Source organism: Paenibacillus wuxiensis (assembly GCF_040195695.1).
Classification (GTDB): domain Bacteria; phylum Bacillota; class Bacilli; order Paenibacillales; family Paenibacillaceae; genus Paenibacillus_B; species Paenibacillus_B suaedae.
Genome location: NZ_JBEFZI010000002.1, coordinates 16,495 through 38,917 on the forward strand (window position 1 = coordinate 16,495; position 22,423 = coordinate 38,917).

The window sequence follows — 22,423 nt, forward strand, 5'->3', positions numbered from 1 at the left end:
GAGTGGAGTTGTTGGAGTTCATATCCGTTTCCACTCTTTCTTTAACAACATTCAACGTTGGAGGGATTCCATATGTTTCTGAATTTGAAAGGGAAGACTGCGCTAGTTACAGGATCTACAGCAGGTATTGGTAAGGCAATTGCTACGTCATTAGCAATTGAAGGCGTTACTGTCATTATAAACGGACGCCGTGAGGATAAGGTTAAACAAACTATCAAAGAAATTCAAGAACAGGTTCTAGAAGCTGTTCTACAGTCATTGGTATCTGATTTAGGCACAGATCGGGGATGTCAAAAGGCTATAGAGGAATATCCAGAGGTAGATATTCTTATTAACAACCTTGGGATTTTTGAGCCGAAAGAGTATTTTAATATCCCCGATGAAGAATGGTTTAAAATGTTTGAGGTCAACATTATGAGTGGTGTTCGGCTTACTCGGTGGTACCTAAATCAAATGATTCAAAAAAAGGAAGGAAGAGTTATATTTGTTGCTAGTGAAGCAGCCATTATGCCATCTCTAGAAATGGCTCATTATAGCGCGACGAAGACGATGCAGCTCTCGCTTTCACGTAGTTTATCTGAGCTGACGAAAGGAACAAATGTAACTGTCAACACGATTATGCCAGGTTCCACTCTGACGGAAGGCGTGGAAACGATGCTAAACAGCCTTTATCCCAATGAGGAATTGACCATGGAAGCAGCTGAATTGCGTTTTATGAAAGAAAATCGGCCAACCTCTATCATTCAGCGGCTTATTCGACCAGAAGAAATCGCACATTTTGTAACGTTCCTAAGTAGTCCTCTTTCTTCAGCCATTAATGGTTCTGCGTTGAGAATCGATGGAGGACTAGTACGTAGTGTATTTTAGTATTAGTGGAATGCAAGTACTTCGTACGATGAACAGAGTTTAGACTTCTAACGAGTAACCCTAAGATTCATGCCGTCATGGCTACGAGTCTTGGGGTTGTTTATCGTTTACGTCGTCATTTCTTTATTTCGGAACCACATTGCGAGCAGATCTGTAATAAGCACTACGGTGACTATGATCAACGGTTGTCCAAACTTACTCATAGGTAAGGGGATGGCAAAAGAAATTACTGCATTTATGCAGGCCATTCCTATAAATAACCCAGCAATTAGTACCAAGTAAACATGTAAGTCCCTCATGTTGTTGCGATAGACAAAATGGATGGTTAGTAATGCAATAAAGAATAAATAATAAAATAGTGCCCCAAAAGTAGATGACCATTTTTCATACTGGATGGCAGTATCGAGCTCTTGCGAATGATTAAGTCGAAAATAGTCAAGCATTCCATAACTGTAGTAAAAAATAATCGTCAAAATGGAATATACAATAAATAATGTTCTAGACAAGGATGTATGTGAACGAAGCGCAGCGGATACATTCAACATTGACTCCTCCTCAATCTATTACTCCTGTTATAAATCCAGTTATTTATTGCCATGGAAAATGATATCACTCATCCAGTAATTAGTAAATACACCATAATGATTTACGTAATTAAAATAATGTATCCCTCTTGGATTGGGTCATTTTCCTTAATTTCTTGAACCGAGAGTCCTTCATCAGTCATGGTTCCCCTTACTCATTTCACATGTGAGGCATGATGATCGGTTTGCTGTGAAGCATCATCTCTAGATCTTAAGTCATTATTTTAGCTGCCTTAAGAAAGTTGATACCGTGAGCGTTCCTGATAGGAAATAAAATAGGAACTTGACGATTTCCTTAAGCCCCTTTACTATGAAAACAAGGTACCCTTTTCTTGGTAAATAAGTGTGAAAATCCAAAACCTAAGTAGCCTGCAGTGAACGGTTTCAAATGATCATTTTAGTTGTCTTTTATATATTTACACTAAATCATTAAGGAAGTATAATGTCTAAATAAAACCATACATAGCAAATAAAGGTTTATTCTTGTGTCGAATTTGTCGTCGAAACGTTCGATGAAACGACAGGGTTTGGCAAAAACGAGATGATGGAGAGGGAATTAGACAAGTATTAAGCGTACAAGACTTTCTGTATATAATCACTCTGTAAAGATTAATCGTTGTTTAGGCACGTTAATTTTTCTTAGTGTACATAGTTCTCGTAGGCAATAGTCTATTTTTTTAAAGAAGATAGATTAGTGGCGAAGCTATGCCTTTAGAGTAAAAATGATGGATTAATAAAATATTGCAGACATGGATGAGGAGCGACTTATGAATTCCTGATCCTTTTTTTGTTCTACGATAACGATACATAAGCGCAGTAAACAGGTTTACATAGAAAATAGTTCACGGGTTAATCATTGAATTTCAAATCCGGACGAATCTGAATTATGCCGTCAAAAGGAGAAATAGTATGGGATGGTATGCGCTTTTTGTGGAAACGGGCAGTGAAGACATTGTTCAGAAATGCTTGAAGTCACAATTCGGCCAAGCAGATTTGTATTCATGTGTTCCGAAACGGCTAGTTCCTGAAAAAAGAGATGGGGAATTTTACAGTGTCGTCAAAACATTATTTCCTGGCTATCTATTGATTCATACGAAGATGACTCCGACCATGTATTATGAGCTAAAAAAAATACCGAAGTACTACCGATTGCTCCGCAATTCAACGTTTATGCTAGACAAAGTTAATCGAAGGGCACAGAAGTCAATGGGACCACTCTTAGAAGTGGGACATCCAGACAACAATTGCGACGATTTTTTCAACGAAATAGATGAGGGCGAAATCAGACAGATCCTGCAGCTCATCAATCATGAAAATATTATCGAGTATTCGAACGTTATTGTAGAAGACTCCAAGGTATGTGTTCAATCTGGGCCGTTATATGGCTTAGAAGAGATGATCAAAAAAATTGACAAGAGAAAAAGAAGAGCACAAATTACGATTAGTTTTTCGGGTGGTGAGCGCTTGATTGATGTAGGAATTGAAATCTTGATGCCGGATAGACATGACATGCGAGAGGTTAATGAAAATTTGGGTTAACGAAAGGCGATAGACTCATTCACTATAAAGAAGAGGGGTAATATTTTGTTTGTCGAAAATCTTGAACTTACGAAGCAACAAAAAGAGAAGCAAGAGGAATTTAAAGCTTTTGTTGATTCTGAAGTCGTACCCGTAGCAGCGCATATTGATCAAGAGGAATGTGTGCCCGATTCCGTACTTCAGAAGATAATGGAGAAAGGGTACTGGGGAGCACCGATCCCTGCTGCATACGATGGGGCTAACATGGACTACATTACTTACGGGTTATGGAATGAAGAGATTGGTCGCGGTTGTGCAAATTTACGGAATATCATTGGTGTTCAAGGGATGGTCACTTCCTCTATTCTACGGTGGGGCTCCCAAGAGCAGAAGCAGTACTGGCTGCCACGGATGAGTTCAGGCGAACTCATGGCTGCATTTGCGATTACAGAGTCCCAAATCGGAAGTGATATCAAAAACCTTCAAACGAAAGCTCAACGAGTGGGAGAAGAGTACGTTATAACAGGACAAAAAAACTGGATCACCTTCGCACAAAGAGCGGATGTCTTTTTGGTATTTGCACAATGTGAGGGACAAGCCGTAGCCTTGTTAGTTGAACGAAATACACCGGGCCTAACCATCCTTCCGATAACTGGCATGTTAGGATTCAAAGGATCCATGTTAGCTGAATTGCGTTTTGAAGAATGCAGAGTGCCAACCGATAACTTGGTTGGTAATGTCGGCTTCGGGCTATCACTTGTTGCTAATAACGGCTTAACTCATGGACGGTATAGCACAGCTTGGGGAGCCGTTGGCTTAGCTCAAGCTTGTTTGAATGCGAGCTTAGACTATGTAATGGACAGAAAACAATTTGATCACTATTTGAAAGAGCATCAATTGATTCAACAAATGATTGCTGATATGGTGACCAATACGATCGCTGCAAGGCACCTCTGCTTCAGAGCAGGCCAGTTATGGGACAAGAATGAGGTAACCGCTACCTTTGCTACTTCGTTGGCCAAATATTTTTCTTCTGTCCATGCCTTTAAGGCGGCGAAGGATGCGGTTCAAATACACGGAGCGAACGGTTGCAGCCGCAACTACCCTGTTGAGCGATATATGAGGGATGCCAAGATTATGGAGGTTGTAGAAGGAAGCACCCAGATTCAGCAGGTCTTAATTGCACAGGATGCATTTCATCTATTAAAAAACTGATTTGATAAATCAATCAGAATAGAAGAAAGGAATGGGTATTACGATGAATAATAGTCATTGCATTCTACTTGATAAACCAATCTCCATTAACCACGCCGAGGAGTTAGAAAGACGGATATTTTTCGTCTCTGCCAACATCCAGCAATTTCAACTGATTAAAGGTGAGAGTACGATTGATGGCATTGAGGTCAGTCTCTTGCCAGGAACCGACCCAGTTGAAATTAAAAATAAACTCATCTCTGTGATCGAAAACGAAATCTTGCTTCAAATGGTGATACCACCACGAGTTGTTTGGGAATCCAATAAAAGCGGGACGAACTTTCAGGATGATGTATTTGATAAATTGCTTGAAAACCAAATGGTTTATGAGATGGGTGAAGGCCAGGTATGCTTCGGAGATAAGCTGATCCTCTTAATGGACTCCTTAGATCGATTGATTAAAGAGATGACGATATCTCAATTTGGAGCAACCGAATACCGCTATCCAACATTAATTTCGGCAAAAGCCTTAGAGAAATGCGGATATTTCAATTCGTTCCCACATTTCTTAATGTTTGTTACAAGGCTTCATAATGATATTGATAACTACCAAGATTTCCTCGATGAGTACAAATCTCACGACAAACTCGATTCCTATTTACTTCCCTACTGTCAAAATGTTGACTACTGCTTGCCTCCAACCATGTGTTACCACACCTTTCATCAATTCCAAAATACGCAGCATGCTGAAACCCAAAATCGTGTCGTTACAGCTATCGGGAAATCGTTCCGTTATGAATCCAAGTATCATCGCACCTTAGAAAGACTATGGGACTTTTCGATACGTGAAATTGTGTTTATGGGATCCAGAGATTTCGTGTTGGATAGCCGACAAAAATTTATGGAAGCATCGTTTTCACTGTTTCAAAGATTAGGATTGGAAGGACACTGCGAGATCGCTAGTGATCCATTCTTCTGCAGCCATGATACGGCGGCGAAAATATTTAATCAAAGAATGCAAGAACTCAAATACGAGCTCCGATTAAAGGTTGCAAGCGATCGAACCATTGCAGCAGCCTCTTTTAATTTTCACGATCACTTCTTTGGTGAGCAATTTAACATTAAACGTGGTGAAGAAGATTGGGTTTCAACTGGATGTGTTGGTTTCGGTATAGAAAGATTAGCATATGCGTTTATTTGCCAACACGGTTTGGATGAGAAACATTGGGCAAAGATTCTATCGAGTGCATGTCCTGAAGCTCTTCTCGCTGAATAAATCACGCCACGATGAACCTTCGACTGCTTGCCTGTGATGAAGCAACCTATCAAAGCTGTTTTTAAAATTTTATAATTATGGGGGACTGGATGGAGCAACAGCGTCTATTTCAAATCTTAGAACTCGATGGCACATTACGAATTGACAATATGGTAATCAACGAGAAATTGGCCATGGAGATGTACAAGCTTCTTGTATTAAATCGGATATTTGATCGGAAGCTGGTGAACATGCAGCGAAAGGGCCAAATCGGTACTTATGCTGCGTTCGAAGGGCAGGAGGCAAGTCAAGTTGGAAGCGCTATGGCTCTGATGGAGCAGGATTGGATGTTTCCTACCTATCGAGATCATGCAGCGATGCTGACCTTCGGATATGAGATGGTAAAAATCATTTGGTATTGGATGGGTAGAATTGAGGGGTGTGTCCCACCCGATAACCGAAATATCCTTCCTCCTTATGTCCCGATTGCGACACAGATTCCCCAGGCAGCGGGGGCTGCCTGGGCTAGTAAATATAAGAATGAACGTGCTTGCTCTCTTGTTTACTTTGGCGATGGAGCAACCTCAGAAGGGGATTTTCATGAAGGATTGAATATGGCCTCTGTCTTCAAAGCGCCAGTAGTGTTTTTCTGCCAAAACAATGGCTATGCAATTAGTGTTCCGTTCTCCCGTCAAACTGCCAGTGAAACCATAGCGCAAAAAGCAATCGCTTATCAAATGGAGAATGTTCGGGTTGACGGTAATGATGTATTTGCCGTGTATGTTGCGACCAAAAACGCCTTGGAAGCTGCAAGAAGCGGTAAGGGGCCAACTCTCATAGAAGCGGTAACGTATCGATATGGTCCTCACACGACTGCTGATGACCCAAGCCGCTATCGAAGCACTGAGGAAAGTGAGTCATGGAAATCACGAGATCCAATACTGCGTTTAGAAGTATATTTGCGCAGACAGGGTGTACTGGATCAAGATGTACAAGAAAAAGTTGCTACAGAAGCGGAACGATTAGTGAATGATGGCATTCAATATGCACTCACAATTCCAAAATCGGATCCAGCGATCATGTTTAATCATGTGCTTTCCAATAAACCGTGGAATATTCAAGAGCAGGAGAGCAGCTTCAATCGCTTTATGCAAGAGCATCATCAATAGATTTCACGGAGGGACTGGATATGCAGAGGGACTTGAATCTCGTTCAGGCAATAAATGAGACCTTGGATTTGTTATTGGCCGAAGATGACAAGGTACTTCTCTTAGGACAAGATATTGGTAAAAATGGCGGTGTCTTCCGTGTGACCGAAAACTTGTTTCATAAGTATGGTGATCAGCGCGTAGTAGACACTCCTTTGTCTGAAGCCGGTATAGTAGGTTGTGGAATTGGTTTGGCGTTGAATGGTCTTAAACCCATTGTCGAAATCGAATTTTTGGGATTTATCTATCCTGCCTTAGAACAAATCTTGTCACATCTCTCAAGACTGCGCATGCGGACACAAGGCAAATATGAAGTTCCGTTAATCATAAGAGCTCCCTTTGGGGCTGGGGTACGTGCTCCTGAGCTGCATTCGGAGAGCATTGAGTCTCTGTTTTTCCAATCACCAGGGTTAAAAGTCGTCATACCTAGCAACCCCTATGATGCCAAGGGTCTTCTTATTGCTGCGGCAGAAGGCAATGATCCCGTCATTTTTCTAGAGCCTATGAAAATTTATCGCAGCGTGCGTCATCCTGTACCACAGCATCGATATTCGGTTCCACTTGGTAAGGCGAACGTTATGAAAGAAGGAACAGATATCACAGTTATCTCTTGGGGCTCCATGGTTTGGAATGTGGTTCAAGCGGCGGAGCTGCTTGAGAAGTCCCAAGGCATTCGTCTGGAAATTGTGGATCTTCGTACCTTGTATCCGTTTGATATCGAGACGATTCAGGAATCCGTAAGAAAAACGCAGCGGGCCGTGATCGTACACGAGGCTCCATTGACAGGTGGTGTAGGAGCAGAACTTGTCGCTGTGATCCAGGAGCGAATGTTCAGTAATTTGAAATCTCCAGTAAAGCGAATCACGGGATTCGACGTTCCCATCCCTCAATTTTCAACCGAAGATTATTATCTGCCGTCTACCGACAGAATTGTTCATGAAATCGAACAAATGCTAGTTTCACTGGAGAGGTGAGCCGTTATGAAGTATGAATTTTATTTTCCGGAACTTGGTGAAGGACTTTTTGAAGGATATATTGTAGCCTATCTCGTCAAAGAAGGAGAACACGTCGTTGAGGATCAGCCGCTTGTAGAAGTCCAGACGGATAAGGTGACAACTGTGCTTCCTTCACCGGTTGCAGGGGTAATTGACAAACTGCCTTATCATCCTGGAGATGTCGTCACAGTTAACGATGTAATCATTGTCATTGATCACGGGAAGGGGGCAGCGTCAGACGCAGTAAATTTCGAGTGGTTAACAATGGACGCGACGAAGGGAAAGAAGGCTGCATGGAATGATTTTGGCATCAACCTAGGTGCTTATCCGAACGTAGTCGTGGGCAATTCGCACGATGATTCGATTGTAACAATGACCTCCATGCGCAAGGAAATAGCGAATATTGTTACCAAATCAGTGCAAACCATTCCTCATGTGACGGTTTATGCAGAGGCGGATATTACAAATCTGCTCATGCATAAGCAAAGATTACAGATGAATCATGGCGTACGCTTCACATTGACACCAATCTTTTTGAAAGCATTATCTCTAACACTAGGCCAATATCCGTTGTTTAACGCTCATGAGCATAACGGTTCATTGAAGCTCTTTCCAACTCATAACATTGGGATTGCGGTGGACACGAACGACGGAGTCGTTATTCCTAATATTAAACAGGTGAATGAAAAACCAGTTGATGCATTGGCTGACGAGATTAATGATCTCATCGAGAGAGCAAGGTCAAGAAAATTGTTAGTTACAGATTCACGAGAGGGAACAATTACAATTAGTAATGTAGGAGCAATAGGGGGAGGCTTCGCAACGCCAATTATTTTTTATCCCCAAGTTGCTATTGTTGCCTTATATCGTGCGGATAAAAAAGCAGTTGTCACCGAGAATGACGAGATTGTGGTTAGAAAAATGCTTCCGATTACGTTAACGTTCGATCATCGTTTCTTTGATGGTGCAGACGGACTCCGATTCATCAATACCTTTAAGGCTAATCTAGAGAGTCAATATGAAACATATTTAGATGAACTCCATTTTCACAGCGTAACGTCTAATTCCTCATTAAACGAATAATATTTATGGAATGACACCCTTGAATTAGAATACTTTCCCATCCAATCCAACATCCAAGATATTCATTTACATACATTTGCAAAAGAGACCTAAGGGTGTACCTCACTTGATTAACTTATCGAATATCGCTGACATCTGGAATAGGAACGAAATGTAGTTTGACTTTTTCCATCTCCCTAGGAAATTGGGAAGCGAGTCAAACCCAAATTCAAAAATATGCTATGAGGAGATGTAAGAAGAGTGAAAAATCTGATCGAATTCAGAAACGTAACAAAAGAATATAAAGTAGGGGAAGTACCGATCAAGGCTTTGGCAGGTGTTGATTTTTCCATAGCAGAAGGGGAGTTCGTTGTTGTTCTAGGTGCCAGCGGCGCCGGAAAAAGTACGATTCTGAATATCCTTGGCGGCATGGATACGGCTTCTACTGGACAAGTGCTTGTTGGCAATCAAGAAATTACGAAGTTGAGCGAGAAAAAATTAACTGATTACCGTGCCGAGAAGATTGGCTTTGTATTTCAATTTTATAACTTAATTCCGAATTTGAATGCGCTGGAAAATGTTGAATTTGCCACGGAAGTATGTAAAAACCATCTGGATGCAAAAGATGTGTTATCCAAGGTTGGATTAAAAGACCGCATTAAAAACTTTCCTTCCCAACTATCTGGAGGAGAACAACAACGCGTAGCGATCGCGCGAGCCGTTGCGAAGAATCCGTTGCTCTTACTGTGTGATGAGCCGACTGGGGCATTAGATTATGTGACAGGCAAAGCCGTGTTAAAGCTTCTTCAAGATTTGAACAAGGAAACGAAGAAGTGCGTGGTCTTGGTCACACATAACTCTGCAATTGCTCCTATGGCGGACAAAATAATAAAGGTAAAGAGCGGGATGATCGAGAGCGTGACGATCAATCAGGACAAACAGAATGTTGAAGGGATCGAGTGGTAATGATGAAGTTATTTCTAAAATTACTCAGAGATATCAAACAATCGATCGGACAATTTCTCGCGTTTGTGTTGGTTATCGCAGTGGGCGCTTTTTTCTATGCAGGCTTGTTCACGTTAAGCGGTAATCTTAGCGATTATACGAAGGCTTACTATACGGCACATAATTTAAGCGATTTGAATGTTTACTACGATCACATATCTAAGCAGGATGTCACAAATTTAAGCGAAAACCAGGGGATTAACAAAATCGAAGCACGGTACACATTAGATGCAACACAAGTTTTTGAAAATTTGAAGGCTGCAATCAAAATTCACTCGATTCCCGCTAATAATGAAATTAACATACCTACAGTCATTGAGGGCCGAATTCCGTCAGGAGCGGATGAGGTCTTGCTCGATTCCCATTATGCTAAAGAGCATAAGTACCAAGTCGGTTCTCAAATTCATCTTAGCGTGAATGACAATCCGATGACATTCACCATTAGCGGCTTGGGCGAAAACGTGGAGTATGTGAAAAAGAACGAAATTCAAGATCATAAATCCTCTGGAGTGGCCTATATAGCAGAAGCTGCTATTCCACGAATCGCAGGCAGTCTAACTTATAATGAAATCTTGGTTGATGCGAAGGAAGGTTACGATATTGACCAATTGGGCCAAACCATTAAAGCGCAATCCACAGAGCTCACCTATGTGAACCAAGTCAGTAAAGAGCGCACATTCGGCTATTCCCAACTGAAGCAAACCATTCATAACAATAACTTAATGAGCAAGGTCATCCCGCTCGTTCTCTTTATTATCGAAGCGATTATTCTATTCCTCACCATGACGCGAATTATTGATTCGCAGCGAAATCAAGTAGGTATCATGAAGGCGCTGGGTATAAAAAACCGAAACATCATGCTCCATTACATGGGCTACCCGGTACTTGTAGGGATTATAGGCTCCATACTAGGCTGCATTGCTGCTTCAAGTATATTTATTCCATTAGTTAAGGTATCCAATGCTAAGGCCTACTCGCTGCCTGACATTGCCTTCTCTATGTCCTTAACTTCCGTGATTCCTCCCATTCTTGTCTCTAGCGCGTTCGGAATCCTGTCCTGTTACTTAAGCGGCAGAGCCATCCTTCGAGAATGTGCAGCTCAGGCAATGCGCCCCAAACCACCTAAGAAGATGAAGAAGCTGCTCGTCGAAAGAATTCCAGGTATCTGGAGTAATATTTCTTATAACTACAAGCTCATCTTGAGAAATATATTTTTAAATAAACCAAAAGCAATCGCCAGCTCAGTTGGCGTTGTGGTGAGCACGGTATTGTTGATTACAGCTTTTGGTACGATGACATCCTTGCAAAAGGTTGCCGATCAAATTGAAAAGGTGAACACCTATGATTTAAGAGTCGATTACACGAAAGAAAGTGCCCCGAAGACGATACAACTCCCCGCGGGCATTAAGAGCAGTTATGATTTATCCAACTTTTCCGTGGAATTCATAAAAGGAGACACTAAACAAAATGCTACGTTAATTGTTACAGAGAAAGAAAACAGTCTTATCCACTTCTTCGACGAAAAAGGCAATTCGATCGCTTTGAACGATAACGGTGTGCTGGTACCCCAATCGTATGCCAACAACTATCAGATTGCAGAAGGGGATAGCATTCAAATCAAGTTCACTTCGCCAGAGTTTGCCAACAAAACAGTTGAAATGAAGGTAGTACAAATATCCACCCAGTTTTCGAACCCTTCGTTCTATATTACGCCATCGTATTTGCAAAGCTTTGGCATCGAATACAAACCAACGTCGCTAGTAGTAGAATCAAGCAGCGCTTCAGACCTTCCTAGCGTTCGTCATTTCTTCGAACAAGATAAACAGGTAGATACGATTGCGGATAAGGCAGACTTGAAGAAATCCGCGCAATATATTTTGAAGCAAAATAGCTTTATTTTCATTATGTTTATTATCAGTGCCATCATACTTTCTTTTGGCGCAATCTATACGATATCCTCCATTAACATTTATGAGCGAAATCGTGAGCTGGCCACATTAAAGGTATTAGGCTATCCGAAGCCCAAAATAAACCGGCTTATCTTCTTCGAGAATATTATCCTTACCACCTTTGCGGTTATTATCGCGTTACCGATTAGTGGCTACATGTATACCCTTGTCGTGAAGGCGTTGTCCAGTGCCCATCAGCAAATTCCGAATCAATTAAACCTATTCGTCATGCTGATAGCGGTTATTCTTGCATTCGTGCTTACTATTCTTTCAAGCTTACTGCTACGGAGAAAAGTATCACGAATCAATATGATTGAATCGTTGAAGAGTGTGGAGTAGTGAAAAAACAGCCTTACGTTCTTTGAGAACTGCAGGCTGTTTTTTTATATGCAGCAAGAGATTCTCAATTGTTAAGAAACCAACCAAGAAGCCAAGAAAGGAATCCTTTAAGGAGGAGATGAGACAAGATGAGTGCAGAAAAATCCTTTACCAAAGCTGAGATTACCGCGTATTTGGCAGAATTAGTGGAAGACATTTTGGATGAAAAAGTGGAGGATTACAACGAACCATTTATCAACTTGGGATTAGTCTCGGTTGACATTCCTCTATTTACGAAAAAAGTGTCCATGCAATTTGGAATGGAAATCGAAGTTACATCGATTTTTGAGAACTCGAACATCAATCTGTATGCAGACTTCTTATACAACGCATTAAACCAATCAGATGCTTCCGCAGTGAGTAATGAGGATCTGGACGGTGCCTTGGATGGGCCTAATTCCGATGATGATGTTGCAATTGTCGGAATCAGCTGCCGCTTCCCAGGGGGAGCCAATAGTCCTGAGGAATATTGGGACGTGTTAATGAGCGGAATTAATGGCATTTGTGATATGCCTGCAGATCGATGGGATGTTGATCACTATTTTAGCGATAACAAAGAAGAGCCTGGAAAGATGTATTCCAGGAAGGGTGGATTTCTAAACCTACCGATTGATCGATTTGACCCGAAATTTTTTAATATGTCACCCAAAGAAGCCAAGTCTCTCGATCCGCAGCAGCGACTGCTGCTGGAACTGACATGGGAGGCATTTGAAAATGGGGGCATCAATATTGCTCAGCATTATGGAAGCAATACGGGGGTATATATCGGAATCGCCGGAGAAGAGTATTCGTTCGGCCACTATAAATCGGGAGATTTAACTAAAATAGATGCCTACTCGCTTACTGGAACAACGTTCAGTACCGCTTGCGGCAGAATCTCCTACACGTTTGGGTTTGAAGGGCCTTCCTTCTGTGTGGACACCGCATGTTCTTCCTCCCTGACTGCACTTCATTTAGCTAGCAAAGCGATTAAATCTGGTGAGGTAGATACCGCAGTCGTGGGTGCGGTGAATTTGATGATTTCACCTGCCGTTCATGTGTGCTTCTCCAAGCTGGAAGCCATATCTACTGACGGACAAAGTAAAAGTTTCGATGCTGCAGCAAATGGATATGGTCGAGGTGAAGGCGGCGGGGTGTTGCTCTTAAAACGCCTGCGTGATGCCAAAAAGGATAACGATAATATTCTTGGTATCGTAAGAGGAACCGCGATCAATCAAGATGGCAAGAGCAATGGATTAACGGCACCGAATGGGTTAGCTCAAGAGAAAGTAATCACGAAAGCATTAAAAGAAGCAAGATTGACTTATTCCGATGTTGATTATATGGAAATGCACGGAACCGGTACTAAGCTTGGTGATCCGATTGAGGTGAAGGCCGTTGTCAATACCTATGGCAAAGATAGAGCTATGGACAATCCACTTCAGATTGGTTCGGTGAAATCGAATATTGGGCATTTGGAAGCGGCAGCAGGAGTGGCTAGTATTATCAAGGTGCTATTAGCGTTCAAAAATGAGGTTATCCCTGCAAATTTGAACTTTAATGAGCCTAACCCTTTTATTCCTTGGGAGAAATCACCGGTTTCCGTTATTGCTGAAAATACAGCTTGGAAAAGCGAAGGTCGAGTAAGAAGGGTGGGCGTTAACGGTTTTGGCTTCGGAGGCTCCAATGCCCACATCATCTTGGAAGAGCCGCCTAAGAGAGAAGCGCCACAGACAAAAGATACTGATCCTATCACTATCGTAAAAATAGCTGCCAAAAGTGAAAAGGCATTAGTCGAAAATGTGATAAGCAATCTTGCATATTTGAAGAGAAACCCTCAGATTGCGCTCAACGATTTTGCGTATACCAATAATAAGGCCAAGGCTGATTTTGCTTACAGGCTTACGGTTACGGGTCAGAACCGAGAAGAGTTAGTGAACAGGCTGCAAGCCTACATAGATACGAACAACAAAGCGGGGATCTCCACGAGACATCGTGAACACATCGATATGCATCAGGACACCAAGCTGGTGTTCTTGTTTACGGGACAAGGATCGCAGTACGTCGGCATGGGGAAGGAGTTGTACGAACACAACCCTTCGTTCCAATTGGCTTTTGACCAATGTGATCGATTGTTTGAGCCGTTTATCAATAAGTCGCTAGTAGAAATGATCTATAGCGATAAATATACCGGGAAAGATATTGCGAGAACCCTCTATGCACAGCCTTTAATCTTTTCAATCGAATATGCATTACTCAAGTTCTGGGAGAGTGTAGGGGTTACTCCTGAAATCGTGCTGGGCCACAGCATAGGGGAATATACTGCAGCAGTTGCCGCTGGCATTCTGACACTTGAGGACGCAGTGAAGCTGGTTGCGCTTCGCGGTCAACTGATGGATTCAGCTCCGGGAGAGGGAGCAATGTCGGCTATTTACACAAGTAAGACTGTGATCGAAGATCTGCTGAGAGGCTATGAGGGTAGGGTGTCTATTGCCCTGCATAATGCAGAAGAGAGTATCGTAATATCCGGAGAGCGGGATGCTGTTGAGGCAATCTCGACGGAAGCAGAGAACAGAAAAGTGAAAGTGAATCGACTGCATGTATCCCATGCATTCCATTCTCACTTAATGATTCCGATACTGAAGCAATTTCGAGATGTTGCGCAGAATGAGGTGGAATTTAGAAGCAGTAGGCTGACCTATATATCGGCCACCCTCGGGAGAGCCGTGGAACAAGATGAAGTATTAGACGCCGACTACTGGACGAATCACATCAAGGATAAAGTCGATTTCTACCATGCATTATCCCAATTACAGGATGCGCAAAACACCATTTTCCTCGAAATTGGAGCAAACAACACATTATGCTCGCTTGGCAAGCTCATCCTTAATAAAGAGCATCTGTTGTTGAACTCTCTTGATATGAAGAAAAATGCATGGGAGCAAATCATGCATTGCTTAGGAGAACTGTATTGCCATGGCGTATCGATCCTGTGGGAAGGGCTTAAGACATGCTTCAATCGTTCATACAATCGAGTAGCATTGCCTGCGTATGTGTTTGATCGGGAAGCTTCTTACTGGATGCAGCCAGTGTGCTCTCATGAGGATAGCATGCCTGCGCTTGCAGGTACTGACTACCATCCGCTTATTGGACAGAGAATCAGCACTCCATATCTAAAGAATAGTACTCTGTACCAATCTACGTATACAGTAGAGAATCCGTATTTTATGCAGGAACATATTATCTTCGATACCGCGATAGCTCCTGCTGCTGCTCATATGTCTATGCTCATCTCGATTGCTAAGGATTTCCGTAATCCTGTAAGCAGTACGATATCCAATGTGGAATTTCATGCCCCATTAACAGCAATACAAGACGAGAAGCGGGTTGTGCAATTCGTTATCGAGGATACTAATATTGAGCAAATGAAATTTGAACTTGTAAGTACAGATAAGCAATCACAGCATGAGAATTGGATGACACATTGCAAAGGAAATATTCTCATGTCCCAAGAACAAGAGCGTGAATCAGAGAAGCGTGTGTCGATTGATGAGCTCACAAACAAGTACCCTGAAGTAACATCCGGATACAATGCCTATGATGTAATGAAGAAGTTTGGTTTTCAATTAGGGGACGGCTTTACCCGAATCTCGAAAGTATGGAAGGGTGAAGCTGAAGGACTCTGCTATATCGATCCCAAAAAGGACATTCCAAATGGCAAAGACTACATCGTGTATGCAGGTACGATAGACTCTATCTTCCAATCTATATTCTTTGTATCTGAATTGAGCATGAGAATGGACTCACAAAGTGAGGCGTATGCATTAAAGACCGCTATTCCCATCTCGTTAGGCAAATTGAAATATCACTATAGAGATGCCGAAAGCTATTGGTGCCATATTAAGGTGGATGATTCTCAACAATCCGGCGTAGTGGGCGATATCGATGTCTACAATGAAAAGGGAGAAATCGTCTTTGAAATTGAGAGGTTAATGGCGAAGGTAACGGAGCGGGATACCTTACTCAAAGAAATAAATAATAACGGCGAGCGTCTGCTCTATCAAGTGGAATGGATGGAACAAGCTAGAGCCAGCAAGAATACAAAAGCTGGCGGTAACGAAAAAATGGTACTCATCGGTAATGACCCGGATATCATCGATCGATTCCATGAAAGGTTAAATGGTTATGGAATACCTTCGATTCGAGTCATACAAAGTGATAAATATGTAGAGCATGATGATGATATCTTCTTTGTTTCGTACACCAATAAGCACGACGTAAAGAGGCTGCTGGAAAATATCGCGAGTCGATATGGAAAGGATACGTGCAAGCTTATTTATATAAGTACAGCAGATGAGGCTAAGCTAAATAATCTGACTGCTTACCAATTGAAAAATACCGTTGAAAAGGAATGCAGCGGGTTATTGCATCTCGTTCAATCGATAACTGAATTAAATTACTCCAACAAAATGAAAATCAAGGTAATAACGAATAATGTGCATCAGATAGATGACCCAGTGAAAGGTGCAGCTACATCACTCTATCAAGCTCCGTTATGGGGATTTACCGAAGTTATTCGTCTTGAGCATACGCTGTTATGGGATGGCATTATTGATACAGATACCCATATGCTAAAAAACGAAATAGACGACATTATCAACGAAATCCTACATGGAGAAGAGAAGCAGGTCGTGCTCGGAGAACAGCATAAGAGGTATATTCCTCGGCTGATTAGAAACTCCAAGAGCCGTGCGAATAAAGAGGAGCTTGCGATTCGAATTGATGATGACGCCGCATATTTGATCACAGGCGGCACTGGTTCCATTGGTCAAGTTTACACAGAGTATCTGATCAACAGAGGCGCCAAGAACATCATATTAGTAAGCAGAAGCCAAGCCTCTGGCAAATTGCTTGAAACGATGAACTCGTGGAAGGAAAAGGGAGTGCACATCACCCTTGAACAGGCTGATGTGGGTGACGAGGCTGACGTAATCGCAATGGTACAGAAGTTGAAACAGAACAACCTGACGATTAAAGGTGTCGTTCATGCGGCCGGTATCATTGATGATAAGATGATCAAAGATCAAACCTGGAACAGCTTCGAAAACGCATTCAAGACAAAGGTATGGGGATCCTTCCACCTGCATCATGCATTGCAGGATGAGAGCTTGGATTTCTTTGTGATGATGTCATCTATTTCATCGGTAGTAGGGAATATGGGGCAGGCCAATTATGCGGCGGCCAATTACTTTATGAATAGATTTGCAGCATACAGAAGAAGCCAGGGAATGCCGGCGATGTCGATTTGCTGGGGACCTTGGGAAGAAGCTGGGATGGCGACAAGCAACAGCAATATATTAAAGAACATTGAGAATAAAGGGCTCTATGGAATGTCCAAAGAGCTAGGCAAGAAAATGATTGACAAGGTATTTCATAAGGATCTTGCTTCCATTGTCGTTGTCGATGCAAATTGGGAGCTATTTAGTCAGCGGACTGGTGTGGATGAGGTGACAGCGTTTTTAAGCAACTTCATCACGAACAATCATTCGCGAGGAACACAAGGTGAACAATCGGCGGCAAAAGAAGATGTCATCGCCAAGCTGCATGAATTAAGTGAAACGGAGAGATCCGAGTATCTATTATCCTTGCTGCATAAAGCTGCAGCTGACATTATCGGATTTCAGGATATCAATCAGTTATCGGTTGATAGTTCCTTTACCGAACAAGGAGTAGATTCCTTAATGATCTTCTCCTTAAGAAATGAAATAAAGGCACTGTTGGATCTGCAAGTCGACATTTCTGTCTTCTTCAATTATCCATCCTTACGGAAATTGAATGGCTATTTAGTAACCGAAGCTATGAGCTTTGAAGAGACAGAACAGATTGGCAGCAACGCAGCCAATAATGAAGAATCCGTCGAGGATATTTTGTCCGAGATCAACTCCCTGCTTAATTAACGACGATAATTTACCTGTTACTTCGTACTTCGGAGGAGAACGTACCCATGAAATTGTTCTGTTTACCATTCGCAGGCGGCTCCAAGCGTGCGTACTTGAACTGGAGTAAATTCGCAAATCGCGCTGTGGAAATTGAAGCCATCGAAATAAAGGGAAGGGGGGAGAGATTCGGTCAAGACTTCTATGAGGATATGACAGAAGCAGTTGACGATATCTATTCTTTAATAAAAGATCAAATTCAGAAAGACGAGTATGCCCTATATGGACATAGCATGGGAACACTTCTGGCCTACGAACTGTACTATAAAGTTATTGCAGAAGGGCATCGGAAGCCAGCGCATATTTTTTTCTCAGGAAGACAATCTCCCATTGTGAAAAATAACATGTATGTCAGCTCCACGATGCCTGACGATGAGTTTCTTGCAAAAATCATTGCCTTGGGAGGCACCCATGAAGAGCTCTCGCAGAGCAAAGAATTAATGAGGTTTTATCTTCCTGTATTAAAAAATGACATCAGAATCATGGAAAACTACGAGTTTCAGCAAAGAGCAGAGAAAATTAAATGTGACATCTCCGTATTTATTGGGCTTGAAGATAGGATTGATGGCAAGCAAGAGATTGAATGGGATGACTTATGCGAACAAAGGATCAAGTTCTATCATTTTATGGGGGATCATTTTTTTATTAACGATCATACCAGTACAATCGTGAATATTATGGAGGGCGAATTATTGCCTGAAAAATGAGGGTGGTCATGAATAAGTTAACGGATAACAAGCGGGCATTTCTTTTTCAGGGTGTTGGAGCGGACTATCGGGAGCTCTTGGGCATGTTGGAAGAAGGTCAGCTTCATGCCTTGAAGGAGTACTGTTACACGGCAAATAAGGAGATTGGAATCGATCTGCTCGGCTATCTGTTCCACTCTCAGCATATCGAATGCGACAGGATGTTCTACGATTGGATTACGATTTATACATGTGATTATCTTGTGTATCAGCAATATGTCGATTCAAGCATTAAACCTGCCATTATGGCTGGTTACAGTATGGGCTTAATTACGGCTATGGCTTGTGGCAAGTCCATTTCTTTTGCCGACGGACTGCGAATGCTTCAAACGATTTATGAATACCCCAAAAGCTTTGCTATTCCATGCAGTATGGGGGTAATTGTTGGGAAGACGTACAATGAGGTTCACGATCTCATCGCCCGAGGAACATCGGAACATGACGTATATATGGCTAGCGAGAACAACGGTACGTGTCTGGTTGTTTCAGGAATTAAGGACAGCGTTGATCGGGTATTGAGACTCGCTGAGCAAGAGGGAGCAATCAAGGCTTCAACCATCAATGCTCCCTATGCGTTTCATTCACCGTATGCTGCAGAAGGCATTGACAGGTTCGTGCATCTTGTCGAGGAGATTTCGATTTGTGATGGCGATATCCCGATATTATCCATATTTTCGCAGACTGCCATCCAAAGAACTTCTGATTTAAAGAATGAACTCATCAAAAATATGACAAGCCCAATGAACTGGAATGCCTCTATCCTCACATTAGGTCAATGGGGGATTGAAAGTTTTGTTGAAGTTAGCTTGGAGGATTCCCTTACGAAAATATCAAGACTCATCAATTTGGATGCTGAATTTTTAACGTATAAAAAGTTCATGCGATTGAAAATGCCAAGCAAGTAAAAATACTATTCAATGAGGTGTATCACGATGGAAGAAATCAAAAACAGAACAAGAGCATTTTTGAGCCAGTTTATTAAGAAGAAAGAACTGCAGGATCAAGATGATATTTTCGCGACTGGAGATGTCAACTCTCTCTTTGCTATGCAGCTGGTGATGTTTATTGAGAAGGAGTTCGGCATCGGCATTGATAACACAGATCTGAATTTGAACAACTTCCGGTCTATTGAAGCCATTTCTACGTTCGTCGCGAGCAAAAGTGCTGCAGTAAGTCAATGATCGTAAGAACATACGAAATGAGGCTTGAAGCAGTAAACCGTTCACGCTCTCTAGTATGACTTTTCTCTACAGTTTGACTTGGTTTATTGGATGGATAGAGTCCTGCTCAAGAGCACTTCTTGGCTGTCGAGTCGGGATAGTATTGATAGCTTTTGCGCAGGACTCGAAACTATGTATGTTTGTGAGCTTTGAATTTAATAATTCGCGTTAAGGTATAACGATTCCAGCTCGTTCTATGCCTTAAACGATGCGAAGGGGATGGGTGTAAACATGAAGGTGATTGGAGTCATTGGTGCAGGCGTTATGGGAACTGGCGTTGCGCATAATTTTGCATTAGCCGGGTATGACGTAGTACTTGTTGATATTTCCGAAGACATTCTTACGAGAGCTAAAGAGAAAATTGCCAACAACATTCGTTTTCAAGGCTTATACAACAAAGATTTCGCGGCGGAAAAGCCGGAAACCATTCTGAATCGAATCTCCTTTACTATGGATTATGACCTGTTACAAGATGCAGACTATATCATTGAGAACGTGCCGGAGAAGTGGGAGATCAAGAGAGACGTATATCTAAAGCTTGATCGAATCTGCCCCGATCATTGTATTTTTTCTGTTAATACTTCCTGTATTTCGATTACCAAGGTTGCTGCCCTTACAAATAGGCCGTCAAAGGTCATTGGCTCTCATTATATGAATCCAGTCATCATGAAACCAGTGGTTGAAGTGATCAAAGGATACCATACTTCGGAGGAGACCATTGAAGCTACTGTTCATCTTCTCTCGGCCTTGAATAAAGAAGCGATCATCGTTAACGACTTACCAGGCTTTGTGTCTAACCGTATTTCCCATTTGTTTATGAATGAGGCTGCATTCGTGGTTCAGGATCAGGTTGCAAATCCGAAGGATGTAGACGACGTATTCAAAAAATGCTTTGGACACAAAATGGGCCCGCTTGAAACCGCTGATTTAATCGGTCTGGATACCGTTGTGCAATCACTGGACATTTTATACGAGAGCTACCAGGATTCAAAATTCCGTTGCTGTCCGCTTCTTCGTAAAATGGTTGAAGCCGGAACACATGGAAGGAAGAGTGGACAAGGATTCTACTCTTACCCGGTGTACGAAGGCAGTTTCGTGAAAGCATAATCAAACAAATGTTGGACAAGGGAATCGTGTTCGGTGGGCGAGTGGATTATCACCCCAAACTGAGCGCGATTCTTTTGTTTTAGCTCTCGACAGGAGGAAACATGGAGAATACAAGCGAACCTAAAAAGCGGTTGTGGTCGATGAATTTTTTTCTACTCTGGCAAGGACAGCTGGTTTCTGCGCTAGGCGATTCCATCTATGAAATTGCCTTAACCTTCTGGGTACTATACGAAACCGGTTCACCAGGTTTGATGGGGGCATTACTGGCGACATCGTTGTTGCCCAAAGTTCTCATATCACCCTTTGCAGGTGTCATTGTAGATCGAACAGACAGAAGAAAAATGATCCTCTTAATGGACTTCATACGAGGAGTATGTATTCTGTTCGTCGGCATTGCAGCCATATTGGGATATCTCGAAATTTGGATGGCTTTTGTTGCGGGAATTATTCTCGGCACATGCGCTGCATTTTTTAATCCCGCAGTAACCTCAACGATCCCTGACATTGTTCCCTCTTCTCAGATTGTACAAGCTAGCGCTAATTTAAGTATGTTGCGTGCCATTTCTCAAATCATAGGGCCTTCATCTGGCGGTCTGCTGTATTCTCTCATAGGCGCACCCATTTTATTTTTATGTAATGGTATTTCTTATATCATTTCATTTATTCTTGCATTTTTCATGAAGGTTCCGAAGTCAACGAGTCAGGATCAACAATTCAACTTCTGGCAGGATATGAAGGATGGATTTAAGTATATCTGGAAAATGAAAGGGCTAAGAGACTTAATTGTTTTAGCTGGTTTTTTGAATTTTTTTGCAACGATAAGCATTGTATTGCTTGCACCGATGTTTAAAAATGCAGAGAACCTAGGTGAAGTTAAATACGGGCTCGCCATGGCCATCTTTACATTAGGTATGCTTGCGGGAATGATATTTGCTTCCGTATTTCGGATCAAGCCTGACCACAAAAGTATGGTACTAACCGTATCAGGATTACTGGCAGGGATTGTTTTCTCCATTGCAGTCATGATGAATAACTTTATTATCATGGCTATTTTGTTATTTATCGGCGGCATTTTCAACGCAATTGTAAATGTACTGATCGAATCAACGGTGCAATTAACTGTTTCTCAGGAAATGAGAGGCAAGGTATCCTCGCTTAAGGGAACTCTTACGATGGGACTTGCACCGCTGGCGATGTTTATTGGAGGTATATTAGGCGAATTTTTCCCAATAAGATACATTGTATTTACAGGCTTCATGGCAATGACCGTATTGTTTATCCCTTTATTTTTCTTAAAATCCTTTAAGGCTTTTATTCAATACAATCCGGAACAGCAAAAAATTGGAGCGTAATTTCGAGA

The 22,423-nt window shown here is 42.0% G+C and carries 16 protein-coding genes; 15 read left to right on the forward strand and 1 reads right to left on the reverse strand.

Going from position 1 to position 22,423, the window contains the following annotated elements; translation table 11 throughout:
* Positions 1–72: 72 nt before the first annotated feature.
* Positions 73–867, forward strand: a complete 795-nt coding sequence (locus ABN764_RS03425) for an SDR family NAD(P)-dependent oxidoreductase (protein WP_446670918.1) — start codon at positions 73–75, stop codon at positions 865–867.
* A gap of 107 nt (positions 868–974) precedes the next feature.
* Here ABN764_RS03425 and ABN764_RS03430 read toward each other — a convergent pair whose 3' ends face one another.
* Positions 975–1,412: a hypothetical protein gene (locus ABN764_RS03430; RefSeq protein WP_446670919.1), complete on the reverse strand. Its 438-nt coding sequence runs from the start codon at positions 1,410–1,412 to the stop codon at positions 975–977.
* A gap of 948 nt (positions 1,413–2,360) precedes the next feature.
* Here ABN764_RS03430 and loaP point away from each other — a divergent pair.
* From loaP to ABN764_RS03500, 14 genes are all read left to right on the forward strand, one after another.
* Entirely contained in the window at positions 2,361–2,990 is a 630-nt protein-coding gene (gene loaP / locus ABN764_RS03435) for an antiterminator LoaP (protein WP_174809946.1), read from the forward strand.
* A 45-nt stretch (positions 2,991–3,035) separates the two neighbouring features.
* On the forward strand, positions 3,036–4,184 hold the full coding sequence (locus tag ABN764_RS03440) for an acyl-CoA dehydrogenase family protein (RefSeq protein ID WP_446670920.1): 1,149 nt from the start codon (positions 3,036–3,038) through the stop codon (positions 4,182–4,184).
* Positions 4,185–4,215: 31 nt separating this feature from the next.
* Complete coding sequence (locus ABN764_RS03445) at positions 4,216–5,439, forward strand: class-II aminoacyl-tRNA synthetase family protein (protein WP_174809977.1); 1,224 nt, start codon at positions 4,216–4,218, stop codon at positions 5,437–5,439.
* An 89-nt stretch (positions 5,440–5,528) separates the two neighbouring features.
* Positions 5,529–6,587 (forward strand): pyruvate dehydrogenase (acetyl-transferring) E1 component subunit alpha, encoded by a 1,059-nt coding sequence (pdhA, locus tag ABN764_RS03450; RefSeq protein ID WP_021253747.1) that lies wholly within the window; start codon positions 5,529–5,531, stop codon positions 6,585–6,587.
* A 20-nt stretch (positions 6,588–6,607) separates the two neighbouring features.
* Complete coding sequence (locus ABN764_RS03455) at positions 6,608–7,600, forward strand: alpha-ketoacid dehydrogenase subunit beta (RefSeq protein WP_446670921.1); 993 nt, start codon at positions 6,608–6,610, stop codon at positions 7,598–7,600.
* Positions 7,601–7,606: 6 nt separating this feature from the next.
* A complete protein-coding gene (locus ABN764_RS03460; RefSeq protein ID WP_446670922.1) occupies positions 7,607–8,704 on the forward strand; it encodes a dihydrolipoamide acetyltransferase family protein in 1,098 nt (365 codons plus the stop codon).
* Positions 8,705–8,944: 240 nt separating this feature from the next.
* Positions 8,945–9,649: an ABC transporter ATP-binding protein gene (locus ABN764_RS03465; protein WP_021253744.1), complete on the forward strand. Its 705-nt coding sequence runs from the start codon at positions 8,945–8,947 to the stop codon at positions 9,647–9,649.
* Between the two features lie 2 nt (positions 9,650–9,651).
* Entirely contained in the window at positions 9,652–11,976 is a 2,325-nt protein-coding gene (locus tag ABN764_RS03470) for an ABC transporter permease (protein WP_446671325.1), read from the forward strand.
* Positions 11,977–12,104: 128 nt separating this feature from the next.
* On the forward strand, positions 12,105–17,951 hold the full coding sequence (locus ABN764_RS03475; protein WP_446670923.1) for a type I polyketide synthase: 5,847 nt from the start codon (positions 12,105–12,107) through the stop codon (positions 17,949–17,951).
* 47 nt (positions 17,952–17,998) lie between these two features.
* A complete protein-coding gene (locus ABN764_RS03480) occupies positions 17,999–18,697 on the forward strand; it encodes a thioesterase II family protein (protein WP_446670924.1) in 699 nt (232 codons plus the stop codon).
* Positions 18,698–18,705: 8 nt separating this feature from the next.
* Positions 18,706–19,641: an ACP S-malonyltransferase gene (locus ABN764_RS03485; protein WP_446670925.1), complete on the forward strand. Its 936-nt coding sequence runs from the start codon at positions 18,706–18,708 to the stop codon at positions 19,639–19,641.
* Positions 19,642–19,668: 27 nt separating this feature from the next.
* Entirely contained in the window at positions 19,669–19,917 is a 249-nt protein-coding gene (locus ABN764_RS03490; RefSeq protein ID WP_028532981.1) for an acyl carrier protein, read from the forward strand.
* A 270-nt stretch (positions 19,918–20,187) separates the two neighbouring features.
* Complete coding sequence (locus ABN764_RS03495) at positions 20,188–21,063, forward strand: 3-hydroxyacyl-CoA dehydrogenase family protein (RefSeq protein ID WP_446670926.1); 876 nt, start codon at positions 20,188–20,190, stop codon at positions 21,061–21,063.
* 101 nt (positions 21,064–21,164) lie between these two features.
* A complete protein-coding gene (locus ABN764_RS03500; RefSeq protein WP_446670927.1) occupies positions 21,165–22,415 on the forward strand; it encodes an MFS transporter in 1,251 nt (416 codons plus the stop codon).
* Positions 22,416–22,423: the final 8 nt, after the last annotated feature.

Coding starts and splice junctions, on each gene's coding strand:
- ABN764_RS03425 (WP_446670918.1), top strand. CDS start 73: ATGTTTCTGAATTTGAAAGGGAAGACTGCGCTAGTTACAGGATCTACA.
- ABN764_RS03430 (WP_446670919.1), bottom strand. CDS start 1,412: ATGTTGAATGTATCCGCTGCGCTTCGTTCACATACATCCTTGTCTAGA.
- loaP (WP_174809946.1), top strand. CDS start 2,361: ATGGGATGGTATGCGCTTTTTGTGGAAACGGGCAGTGAAGACATTGTT.
- ABN764_RS03445 (WP_174809977.1), top strand. CDS start 4,216: ATGGGTATTACGATGAATAATAGTCATTGCATTCTACTTGATAAACCA.
- pdhA (WP_021253747.1), top strand. CDS start 5,529: ATGGAGCAACAGCGTCTATTTCAAATCTTAGAACTCGATGGCACATTA.
- ABN764_RS03455 (WP_446670921.1), top strand. CDS start 6,608: ATGCAGAGGGACTTGAATCTCGTTCAGGCAATAAATGAGACCTTGGAT.
- ABN764_RS03460 (WP_446670922.1), top strand. CDS start 7,607: ATGAAGTATGAATTTTATTTTCCGGAACTTGGTGAAGGACTTTTTGAA.
- ABN764_RS03470 (WP_446671325.1), top strand. CDS start 9,652: ATGAAGTTATTTCTAAAATTACTCAGAGATATCAAACAATCGATCGGA.
- ABN764_RS03475 (WP_446670923.1), top strand. CDS start 12,105: ATGAGTGCAGAAAAATCCTTTACCAAAGCTGAGATTACCGCGTATTTG.
- ABN764_RS03480 (WP_446670924.1), top strand. CDS start 17,999: ATGAAATTGTTCTGTTTACCATTCGCAGGCGGCTCCAAGCGTGCGTAC.
- ABN764_RS03485 (WP_446670925.1), top strand. CDS start 18,706: ATGAATAAGTTAACGGATAACAAGCGGGCATTTCTTTTTCAGGGTGTT.
- ABN764_RS03490 (WP_028532981.1), top strand. CDS start 19,669: ATGGAAGAAATCAAAAACAGAACAAGAGCATTTTTGAGCCAGTTTATT.
- ABN764_RS03495 (WP_446670926.1), top strand. CDS start 20,188: ATGAAGGTGATTGGAGTCATTGGTGCAGGCGTTATGGGAACTGGCGTT.
- ABN764_RS03500 (WP_446670927.1), top strand. CDS start 21,165: ATGGAGAATACAAGCGAACCTAAAAAGCGGTTGTGGTCGATGAATTTT.